General features: G+C 61.7%; 8 protein-coding genes. 4 read left to right on the forward strand and 4 right to left on the reverse strand.

Features of this window, described 5'->3' with window-relative positions:
• From WCA85_RS14955 to WCA85_RS14970, 4 genes are all read left to right on the forward strand, one after another.
• The coding region (locus WCA85_RS14955) for an L-glutamate gamma-semialdehyde dehydrogenase (RefSeq protein ID WP_424065109.1) at window positions 1–1892 on the forward strand (1892 nt) is incomplete at its 5' end.
• Between the two features lie 87 nt (window positions 1893–1979).
• Window positions 1980–3128 (forward strand): branched-chain amino acid ABC transporter substrate-binding protein, encoded by a 1149-nt coding sequence (locus tag WCA85_RS14960; RefSeq protein ID WP_424065110.1) that lies wholly within the window; start codon window positions 1980–1982, stop codon window positions 3126–3128.
• 699 nt (window positions 3129–3827) lie between these two features.
• Window positions 3828–4088, forward strand: coding sequence for a hypothetical protein (locus WCA85_RS14965; protein WP_424065112.1), 261 nt, complete (start codon window positions 3828–3830; stop codon window positions 4086–4088).
• 8 nt (window positions 4089–4096) lie between these two features.
• Window positions 4097–4717 (forward strand): hypothetical protein, encoded by a 621-nt coding sequence (locus WCA85_RS14970; protein ID WP_424065114.1) that lies wholly within the window; start codon window positions 4097–4099, stop codon window positions 4715–4717.
• 87 nt (window positions 4718–4804) lie between these two features.
• Here the strand turns inward: WCA85_RS14970 and WCA85_RS14975 are convergent, their stop codons facing one another.
• From WCA85_RS14975 to gcvP, 4 genes are all read right to left on the reverse strand, one after another.
• Window positions 4805–6511, reverse strand: coding sequence for a thiamine pyrophosphate-binding protein (locus WCA85_RS14975; protein ID WP_424065120.1), 1707 nt, complete (start codon window positions 6509–6511; stop codon window positions 4805–4807).
• Between the two features lie 153 nt (window positions 6512–6664).
• Window positions 6665–8053, reverse strand: coding sequence for an L-serine ammonia-lyase (locus WCA85_RS14980; protein ID WP_424065115.1), 1389 nt, complete (start codon window positions 8051–8053; stop codon window positions 6665–6667).
• A gap of 29 nt (window positions 8054–8082) precedes the next feature.
• Window positions 8083–9222, reverse strand: coding sequence for an alginate lyase family protein (locus WCA85_RS14985; protein ID WP_424065116.1), 1140 nt, complete (start codon window positions 9220–9222; stop codon window positions 8083–8085).
• Between the two features lie 118 nt (window positions 9223–9340).
• A partial coding sequence (gene gcvP / locus WCA85_RS14990; RefSeq protein ID WP_424065118.1) for an aminomethyl-transferring glycine dehydrogenase occupies window positions 9341–11357 on the reverse strand: 2017 nt, incomplete at its 5' end.

An 11357-nucleotide genomic window follows, 5' to 3' on the forward strand; every position in this document is an offset into this window, starting at 1 on the left:
CGCATGCGGTCGCCGCCGCGCCGATCTGGCAGGCGACGCCGGTCGAAGCCCGCGCCGATTGCCTCGCACGCGCAGCCGATCTGCTCGAAGCGCAGATGCACACGCTGATGGGCCTCGTGGTACGGGAAGCAGGCAAGTCGCTGCCGAACGCCGTATCGGAAATCCGTGAGGCGATCGATTTCCTGCGCTACTACTCGGCGCAGATTCGCACCGAATTCTCCAACGACACGCACCGTCCGCTCGGTCCGGTGGTGTGTATCAGCCCGTGGAATTTCCCGCTGGCGATTTTCATGGGACAGGTAGCGGCCGCGCTGGCTGCGGGCAACACCGTGCTCGCGAAGCCGGCGGAACAAACCCCGCTGATCGCGGCGCAGGCCGTGCGGATTCTGCGTGAAGCTGGGGTGCCGGCGGGCGCGGTGCAACTACTGCCGGGCAATGGCGAGACAGTTGGTGCGGCGCTGGTGGCCGATGCCCGCACGCGGGCGGTGATGTTCACCGGTTCGACCGAGGTGGCTCGCATCATCAACAAGACGCTCTCTGCACGTCTGGACGCCGACGGCAAGCCGATTCCACTGATCGCCGAAACCGGTGGCCAGAACGCGATGATTGTCGATTCCTCGGCGCTCGCAGAGCAGGTGGTGGCGGACGTGCTGAACTCCGCATTTGACTCCGCCGGTCAACGGTGCTCCGCGTTGCGCGTTCTTTGTTTGCAGGACGACGTTGCGGACCGCACGCTCGAGATGCTGACGGGCGCGATGCGAGAACTGGGGGTGGGCAATCCGGATCGCCTGTCGATCGACGTTGGTCCGGTGATCGACCTGGAAGCCAAGCGCGGCATTGACGCGCACGTCGCGGCGATGCGTGAGAAGGGTCGCAAGGTCGAGCAGTTGCCAATGCCGGATGGCTGCGCACAAGGCACATTTGTGCCGCCGACACTGATCGAACTCGACAGTATCGATGAACTGAAGCGCGAAGTGTTCGGCCCGGTGCTGCACGTGGTGCGCTACCGCCGCAACGCGCTGGACAAACTGCTCGAGCAGATCCGTGCGACCGGCTACGGCCTCACGCTCGGCATCCACACGCGCATCGACGAGACGATTGCGCACGTGATCAGCCGCGCGCACGTCGGCAACATCTACGTGAACCGTAACGTGGTGGGCGCCGTGGTCGGCGTGCAGCCGTTCGGTGGCGAAGGGTTGTCGGGCACGGGTCCGAAGGCGGGTGGCGCGTTGTATCTGCAGCGTCTGTTGGCCACGCGTCCGGCTGGATTGCCGAAGACGTTGATGCAGGCATTGATCGCCGATACGCCGCAGGTGGCTGAAAACAGCGACAATCCGACCTCGGCGCTGACCACGTTGCGTGACTGGCTCATTGCCGAACGCCAGCCTCAGTTGGCTGCACGTTGTGACGGGTACCTGTCGCAAGGGCTCGCGGGAGCGACGGCGGTGTTGCCGGGGCCAACAGGCGAGCGCAACACCTACACCCTCGGAGCGCGCGGCACGGTGCTGTGCGTGGCGTCGACGGCAAGCGGCGCACGCGTACAATTCGCGGCTGCGCTGGCTACTGGCAATCGCGCGCTGTTTGAAGGCGCAGCCGGCGAGCAGCTGGTGTCGACGCTGCCCGCTGCGCTCAAGCCGTTTGCGAGCGTGAAGAAGAGCCCCGATACACCGTTTGGCGCGGTGCTGTTCGAAGGCGATAGCGACGAACTGCTCGCGCTGGTGAAGGAAGTCGCGAAGCGCTCCGGGCCGATTGTTTCGGTGCAGGGCGTGGCGGCACGCGCACTGGAAAGCGGCGACGAGGACTACGCGCTCGAACGTCTGCTGACGGAGCGTTCGGTCAGTGTGAACACGGCTGCTGCAGGCGGCAATGCGAATTTGATGACGATCGGTTGAGCGAATCTTTAACGATCGATTCAATAAAACGGAAGCGGCACGACGACCACGGAACCGCTCCACTACACCTGGTACCAAGGAGAAGCTATGCAACACAAGATGAACCAGCTGGCAGGCGCCGCGCTCGTCGCAGCCATGTCGCTGGCGGGGACCGCACAGGCTCAGCAGGCCGAAGACGTAAAGGTTGGTTTTGCTGGTCCGATGACGGGCGCACAAGCTCACTATGGTAAAGACTTCCAGAACGGCATCACGTTGGCTGTCGAAGAAATGAATGCCTCGAAGCCGGTGATCGGCGGCAAGCCAGTGCACTTCGTGCTGGATTCGGCAGACGACCAGGCTGACCCGCGCACCGGTACGACGGTTGCGCAGAAACTGGTGGACGACGGCATCAAGGGCATGCTCGGTCACTTCAATTCGGGTACGACGATCCCGGCTTCGCGCATCTACGCGAACGCGGGCATCCCCGAAATCGCCATGGCGACGGCGCCGGAATACACGCAGCAAGGCTTCAAGACAACGTTCCGGATGATGACGTCCGACACGCAGCAGGGCTCGGTGGCCGGCGCGTTCGCGGTGAAGAATCTTGGCATGAAGAAGATCGCGATCGTTGACGACCGCACGGCATACGGCCAGGGTCTTGCCGATCAGTTCGAGAAGGCAGCGAAGGCGTCAGGCGGCACGATCATTGACCGTGAGTTTACGAACGACAAGGCTGTCGACTTCAAGTCGATCCTGACCAAGCTGAAGTCGGTCAACCCGGATCTGATCTACTACGGTGGCGCAGATTCGCAAGCCGCACCGATGGTCAAGCAGATGAAGACGTTAGGTATCAAGGCTCCGTTGATGGGCGGTGAGATGGTTCATACGCCGACCTTCCTGCAACTCGCAGGTGACGCGGCTAATGGTACGGTGGCATCGCTGGCGGGTCTGCCGCTGGATCAGATGCCTGGCGGTGCTGATTATGTTGCCAAGTACAAGAAGCGCTTTAACGAAGACGTGCAGACGTATTCGCCGTACGCATATGACGGCGCGATGGCTATGTTTGACGCGATGAAGAAGGCTAATTCGACGGATCCGGCCAAGTATCTGCCTTTGCTGGCTAAGACCGATATCCCGGCTGTGACTACCACTCACCTCGAGTACGACACGAAGGGTGATCTGAAGAACGGTGGTATCACGCTGTATAAGGTTGTCGATGGGAAGTGGACTACGCTGCAGAGCGTCGGTGGTAAGTAATTTGGTTTTGCCTGGCGGCGCTTGAGAGGCTGTGTTTTTAGTTGTTGTGCTCCAGGCGTTTGCTTTAGTGCGTTGTATGCATTGCCCCGCGGGTCTGTTTTGGCTCGTGGGGCTTTGTTCTTTTTGCTTTGGGCTATTCTCGATTTCTCATCATCGGTTTAGGTTCTCAGTTGCGTTGCAGTTTTGGCCTTGTCGAGATTTCTGATGGTCTGTCGGAGTCGGATCTTTTGTTGTATGCCCACGGGCGTTGGCCTTTCCTTGCATTGTTATCGGTCTATTTGCGTTGCCCCTGTGCGGGGCGGCACTCACTTTCTTTGCGGCCGCAAAGAAAGTAAGTAAAGAAAGCGGGCTCACACCGCCAGCTTGTAGGTGTCCACCTCTGCACCCCAGTCGGAGCGGTCCGAGACGAGATCGCCCCTCGCGATACCCACCTCAGTGACAAAGCACTCATCCGCTCCAGCGTCACGCTGCGCGCCCCGCCGGACGGCATAACTTCTCCCGCGTTTGCTTGGGTTCGTCCAGTTCCCAATGCATGCCGTCGTGCCATTGGCCATTTGGACGACTGCTCCATCAATCAAAAGTCCTCAACAATTATGGCGATGTGTGAATCATGTTGCTTGACATATCGTACGACAAACGTCGTATAATTCGGGGGTGCTTTTGACAGGTCCAGTTAACTATAGGTTGGTGAGGCGAGCGGTGATTGCCGCGCTTCGGTCCGGCAGGTTTCAGCATGAGTCGCGCCACGACATCAATGTCAAAAACCTGCTGGCAATGGGAGAGGTGACGTCAGAGTTTGTCGAGCGTCTCGTCGTCAACAGCGATGGGACGCAGCACACGTCGTCGCCGCATTACAAGGTTGCATCGGTCGATGTGCATGTCATTGCGTCTGGGGGGGGGTACGTCAAGTTCTACTTTGTTGGCGACCCAGACACCATGTTTATTAGCGTTCACCAGTGAGCGGGGCCATGAACACAAAACTGTATGAAGAAGGTGAGAAGAGCAAGGCGATTTGCGAGTGCTGCCAGCGGCTCGTGAGTACCACCTTCGTGCGGCGCAATGTGCCGTTTAGCGACGGTAAGGGCGAGGCGCGGAATATCCTCGCCGCAGTCTGCGATCACTGCGAGGAGGTGGTAGCCATCCCGGCGCAGTCCACGCCCGCGATTCGTGAAGCGCGTCAGCGGGAGGTGAAGGCCATCGAGGCGCAACTGCCAGCCATATACCTCGACATGCTCGACCTCGCCGCATACACCGTGGACAGCGCGAGCTCCACAGATTTTCGCAAGGTCCTGATGACCCTTTATCTGCATCGTTTTGCCTCAGGCGAGTACCCTAGGGAACGATTGCTGAAGGCACATCGTCTCACCGTGGAGCGCTTCAAGGAGCAACGCGGCGTGGCACGCCGACGTCTCTCCATGAAGGTGACGCCTCGTATTGCTGAAGACATCACAGTGCTCATTCAGGACACGACGTTGAGCCAGACTGAACTCATCAAGGCGGTGATCTATCAGATTCAGGCGGACGTGATCGAGGCCCGCAAACCTGCATTGATGAAGGAGCTCGGCGCCCTGGCGGTGGTTGCCGCGTAGACGCGCCGGGTGGTGAGCCTGCCACGGTGACAACGCGGCATGGCAAGCGCGCCTAACAACACCACCCGCACGACCGTCAACGACGTATTACTGCGCCGCGCGCAACTTGCGACCTTGCTCGCGGATCTGCTCCAACGTTGCGCCCGGTGTGCTCGCTTCCTGCGTCATGCGAATCTCGATCAACGCTGCACGCTTCGCGGCAGTGGCTCGCTCCAGTGCTGGCAGGAAATCCTCGGTACGCTCAACGACTTCGCCATGCGCGCCGAATGATCGCGCGAACGCCGCGAAGTCCGGATTGGTGACGCCCGTACCATGCACGCGGTTCGGATAGTGCCGCTCCTGATGCATGCGGATCGTGCCGAACTGGCTGTTGTTCACGACGATAAACAGCACGTGCAAGTCGTAATGCATCGCGGTCGCCAGTTCCTGCGCGGCCATCATGAAGCAACCGTCGCCCGCCAGCGCAACGACCGCACGCTGCGGATAGAGCGACTTCGCCGCAATCGCGGCCGGCACGCCATAGCCCATCGCGCCGCTGGTCGGGGCAACTTGCGAGCGGAAGTGTCGATACGAAAAATGCCGATGCAGCCAGGTGGCGTAGTTGCCCGCGCCATTGGTTACGATCGCGTCGGCAGGCAGGTGTGCGCGTAGCTGCTGGATCACCTCGCCCATCTGCACGTCACCGGGAATCGGTCGTGGCGTGCGCCATTCGAGATAGGCGCGGTGTGCCGCGTCCGCCGCACCTGCCCATGCGGGTTGACCGGCAGGTTGCAGTGCAGCCAACATCGCCGCGAGTTCGGGCATACCGGACACAATCGGCAAGTCCGCCGCATACACGCGGCCCAGTTCCTCTGCGCCTTGATGCACGTGCACCAGCGTCTGCTTGGTCTTAGGGATGTCGAGTAGTGTGTAGCCGCCGGTTGTGGATTCGCCTAAACGCGGCCCCAGCGCAAGCAGCAGATCCGCATCGCGGATGCGCTCAGCAAGCGCAGGATTGATGCCGAGGCCCACGTCGCCTGCATAGTTGGGGTGATCGTTATCCAGTGTGTCCTGAAAGCGGAACGCGAGACCAATCGGCAGTTTCCAGTTCTCGACGAAGCGCTGCAGATCAGCACAAGCCGCCGGTGTCCAACCGCTACCGCCAGCGATCACCATCGGACGTTTGGCGCCTTCGAGCAACTGACGGAGTTGCTCGATCTGTGCCGCCGACGGTGACGCCGCGACGCGGTGGTAAGCGGGCACGCCTGGCACAACAGGACACGCCTCGCTCAGCACATCTTCCGGCAGTGACAGCACCACCGGACCGGGGCGCCCCGAAGTCGCGATGTGAAACGCGTGACTCATGTATTCGGGAATACGGCGCGGGTCGTCGATCTGCGCGACCCATTTGGCCATCTGGCCGAACATGCGCCGATAGTCGATTTCCTGGAAAGCCTCGCGGTCAAGATGTTCACGCGCGCATTGTCCGATCAGCAGGATCATCGGCGTCGAATCCTGGAACGCCGTGTGCACGCCGATCGAGGCATGCGTCGCGCCGGGCCCGCGCGTCACAAGCGCGATGCCGGGGCGACCAGTGAGTTTGCCGACAGCTTCCGCCATGTTGGCGGCAGCGGCTTCGTGCCGGCAGACGATGGTTTGAATGCGTTCGGTCTCGTCATGCAACGAGTCGAGTATGGCAAGAAAACTCTCGCCCGGTACGGAGAAAACGCGTTCGACGCCGTGCGTCAGCAGGGCATCGACCAGAAGACGCGCACCAGTGGTGGTGGCGGATGCAGGAACGGTGGATGACGGCATTGCGGTAAAACCTCCAAACAGATCGGTCATGCAAATGGGCCTCGACAGCTTACGCTGACTCCACCGCAGATGTCACCGAGGCAGAGCAGTCTCGCGCTACATCAACGGCGCTGCGAGACCCGTGCTAAACGTATGCAACGTGCCTCAACAACATCAACATTCAACGATATTTACGGCCAGGCCGCCGCGCGACGTTTCCTTGTACTTGGTCTTCATATCCGCGCCGGTTTCACGCATCGTCTTGATCACCGAGTCCAGCGATACGTAGTGGCTACCGTCGCCGCGCAACGCCATGCGTGCCGCGTTGACCGCTTTCACCGACGCCATCGCATTGCGCTCGATGCAGGGAATCTGCACCATACCGCCCACCGGATCGCAGGTAAGGCCAAGGTTGTGCTCCATGCCGATCTCGGCGGCATTCTCGACCTGTGCAGGCGTGCCGCCCATCACTGCCGCGAGCGCGCCAGCCGCCATCGAGCAGGCCACGCCCACCTCGCCCTGGCAGCCCACTTCCGCGCCGGAAATTGACGCATTCAGCTTGTAGAGGATGCCGATTGCCGCAGCAGTCATCAGAAAGTCGATCACCCCCTGCTCGTTCGAACCGGACATAAAACGCGTGTAGTAATGCAGCACGGCCGGAATAATGCCCGCTGCGCCGTTGGTTGGCGCGGTGACGACGCGGGCACCAGCCGCGTTCTCTTCGTTGACGGCGATCGCATACAGATTGATCCAGTCGACCATCGACAGTGGATCGCGCAACGCCAGCTCAGGGTTGCCCGACAGCGAGCGATACAACTGCGGCGCGCGGCGCTTCACCTGGAATGGCCCCGGCAACGTGCCATCTGCATCCGGATTGCCGATGCCGCACCCGCGTGCGACGCACGATTGCATCACGGCCCAGATTTTCAGCAAGCCGGCGCGCGTTTCTTCTTCGGTGTGCCAGACGCGCTCGTTTTCCCACATCAGTTGCGCGATGCTCTTGCCGGTGGATTTGCATAACGCCAGCAACTCATTCCCGCTGCGAAACGGATGCGGCAGTTGATCGACGGCGCTCAGCACTTTCGTGTTCGGCGCTCCAGCCGTCACGACAAAGCCGCCGCCCACCGACAGATAGGTCGCTTCGCGCAACACCGCGCCTTGGGCGTCGAACGCGCGCAGCGTAAGGCCGTTCGGATGCTCGGCAAGCGCCTGGCGATAAAACGAAATGTGATCCTTCTGCACGAACGGCACCGGATGCGTACCCAGCAACGCCAATGAGCGCGAGGTGCGTACCGCATCCAGACGCTCTGTGATCGTGTCGGGGTCGACGGTATCAGGCGCGTCGCCCATCAGGCCGAGCATTACGCCGCGATCGGTGCCGTGACCTTTACCGGTTGCGCCGAGCGAGCCGCACAGATCCACCTTGACCGAAGCCGTGGCAGGCAGCAGCGCATCGCGTTCGAGCCCTTGGGCGAACATCAGCGCCGCGCGCATCGGCCCGACCGTATGCGAACTGGACGGACCAATGCCGATTTTGAAGAGATCAAACACGCTGACTGCCATTACTGCTCCTGCAAATAAGAAAAGCGAATTTAACGTGCCGGCAATGGCAGGCACACGGCGAGCCAAGCGGGCGGAGTGGGCGCCAGACCCAACGCGATGGGCGTGTAGCGGCCATCGAGCCGGGCGGCCAGGTGAAACAGTTCCGTCGCGTTCTTCGGATCCCACTGCCCGGTATAACCGGGCAGGCCCGCTTCGCGACGTTTGGCATCGAACGGCACGTCCGAATGCACGAATTCTTCATGCGTCCTGGTGCCCAACGCGTAGGGCATCAGCCAGTTGAGCGCCGCCGCGAGCGTCGCTCCGTTGCTCGCCTTCTCCACCAGCCAGTTGCGGTTATGACGGCGCGCTGCGAGTGCAGCCGTCACGAGGGGCTGCAGATCGTAGGTCACGTAATGCAGCGCGTCGCGTTCCTTGAAATCCACCGTCGAACCATCTGGCGCGATGTTGTCGCCAATGTGCTCGACGAACAGACGCTGTGCCGCGAGGATCATCTTGCGATTGTCGAGCGTGAAAGCCGCCATCGCAATCAGCTTGATCCGATGACTTTGCCAGTTGTTCCGAAAGGTCCCGGTCAGCGGACGCGGTTGAGCGTCGATCTGCGCGATGTAGCCATTAGCGAATTTCGTCAGAAACGCCATCGATGCGTTGCGTGTTTTCACGGGCAGCGCGCTAGCCGTCATGTCGTAGGCGAGGATCAGACCTTCGAAACGGGTTTCGTCGATTGGGTTGAAGCTCGGCTGATAGGTGGTCACCCACGCATAGAGCAGACGGTCGACCAGCTTGAGGTAGCGATCGTCGCTAGTAGCGCGCCAGGCGAGTGCGGCGTCGCGCATCAGATCGAGATCCTGCTCTGCCTGAACGCTTTGATCGTAGATGCCCTCGTGCGGCAGCGTGCCCTCGGTATGGAGCTTCGCCACGGCGTGCGCGGGGTCGTTCAGATGCGCTGCCACGTTGCTGACCAACGCCTTTACGCCAGGATCGGCATTGGTGCGCTCACTGGTTTGCAGCGCGGGCGCTGCACAAAAATTCATTGCTGCGCGGGCTTGTCGCGCCGGCAGCATGGCGGCGCCACATACCAGCAGCACGGCCAGCGGGGTGCCCGCCGCCTGCCAGGACAACATGGGCCTCGAGTGGCTCCGGCTTTGCATCATTAGCACCTTTCGCGCCATGCGAAACTCCTTCGTTAGGCTGATTCGGTGTGTGATGTTAGCCGTTCCCGGGCGCGAACGACAGGACCGCGCACCCCCGTAAGGTGGTACGCGGTTCAGTCCTGAAGCCGCGGCGCCGTTACGCGTAATCCGCGATCGGCACGCAAGAGCAGAACAGATTGCGGTCGCCATACACGTTGTCGGCACGGCCGACCGGCGGCCAGTACTTTTTCGCGATCAACGACGGCAGCGGATACGCCGCGGTTTCGCGCGGGTAAGCATGTTTCCAGTCATTCGCAATCACCACCGCAGCGGTGTGCGGCGCATGCTTCAGCGGATTGTCTTCACGGTCCGAGCGGCCTTCTTCGACAGCGCGGATTTCCTCGCGAATCGCAATCATCGCTTCGATGAAGCGATCAAGTTCTTCCTTCGATTCCGATTCGGTCGGCTCGACCATCAGCGTGCCCGGCACCGGGAAGCTCATGGTCGGCGCGTGGAAGCCGTAGTCGGCGAGGCGCTTGGCGACGTCGTCGACGGTGATGCCGCTGGTTTCCTTGATCGGACGCAGGTCGAGAATGCATTCGTGCGCCACCAGTCCGCCCGGGCCCGAGTACAGCACCGGATAGTGCGGCGCGAGCTTGTTGGCGACGTAGTTGGCGTTGAGAATCGCGACTTCGGTGGCGGCAGTGAGGTTTTTCGCGCCCATCATCGCGATGTACATCCACGAAATGGGGAGGATCGAAGCCGAACCGTAAGGTGCGCCCGACACGGCGCCAATACCGTGCGGTGAACGCTCATAACCGGACGACGTCTGATTGGGCAGGAACTGCGCGAGGTGCGCGCCGACCGCCACCGGACCGACGCCCGGTCCGCCACCGCCGTGCGGAATGCAGAAGGTCTTGTGCAGATTCAGGTGCGACACGTCGCCGCCAAACTGGCCCGGCGCGGTGAGGCCGACCATGGCGTTCATATTGGCGCCGTCCACATAAACCTGTCCGCCGTGCGCATGCACGATTTCGCAGATCTCGCGCACGTTCGCTTCGAACACGCCGTGCGTCGACGGGTACGTGATCATGATGGCGGCGAGCTTGTCCGCGTGTTGCGCGGCCTTCGCCTTCAGATCTTCAAGGTCTACGTTGCCTTGCGTATCGCAAGCCACGACGACGACCTGCATGCCGGCCATCTGCGCAGACGCCGGGTTTGTGCCGTGTGCCGAGGCGGGAATCAGGCAGACGTTGCGATGCCCTTCGCCGCGCGACGCGTGGTAAGCATGGATGATCAAGAGACCGGCATATTCGCCTTGCGAGCCGGCGTTCGGCTGCAGCGACACGGCGGCATAGCCGGTGGCGGCCACCAGCATCTGTTCGAGCTGGTCGATCATTTCGCGGTAGCCGACCGTTTGCTCGGCCGGTGCGAACGGGTGAATCTGCCCGAACTCTGGCCACGTAACCGGCAGCATTTCCGAGGTCGCGTTCAGCTTCATCGTGCAGGAGCCGAGCGGGATCATTGAGCGGTCGAGCGCCAGATCCTTGTCGGAGAGGCTGCGCAGGTAGCGCAACATTTCCGTTTCCGAGTGATGGCGGTTGAACACGTGATGCGTGAGGTAGGCGCTGGTGCGTTCGAGCGCCTCCGGCACGGTGCTTTGCGCAGGCAGTTCAGCGTCGAGTGCGTCGATTTGCGGCACGTCGTTCACAAACGCGGCTTGCGCGAATGCGGCGAGCAGATCAGCCAGATCGTGACGCGTGGTGGTTTCGTCAATCGAGAGGCCAACGCGCGTGTCGCTCACGCGGCGCAGGTTGATGCGCTTCGCGGTTGCGGCGTCGTGCAACGCCTGAGTGCGCGCGCCGGTTTCGAACGTCAGCGTGTCGAAGAAAGTCTCGTTGACCAGCGTGTAGCCGAGCTTTTTCGCGCCCGCTGCGAGCAACGCGGCGATGCGGTTCACGCGCAAGGCAATCGTCTTCAGACCTTGCGGGCCGTGATAGACCGCGTACATGCTGGCCATGATCGCGAGCAGCGCCTGGGCGGTACACACGTTCGACGTCGCCTTTTCGCGGCGGATATGCTGTTCGCGCGTTTGCAGCGCGAGACGCAGCGCGGGCTTGCCTTGCGCGTCGACGGTGACGCCAACCAGACGGCCCGGCATCTGACGCTTGAAC

This window comes from Paraburkholderia sp., from assembly GCF_049581445.1.
Taxonomy (GTDB): domain Bacteria; phylum Pseudomonadota; class Gammaproteobacteria; order Burkholderiales; family Burkholderiaceae; genus Paraburkholderia.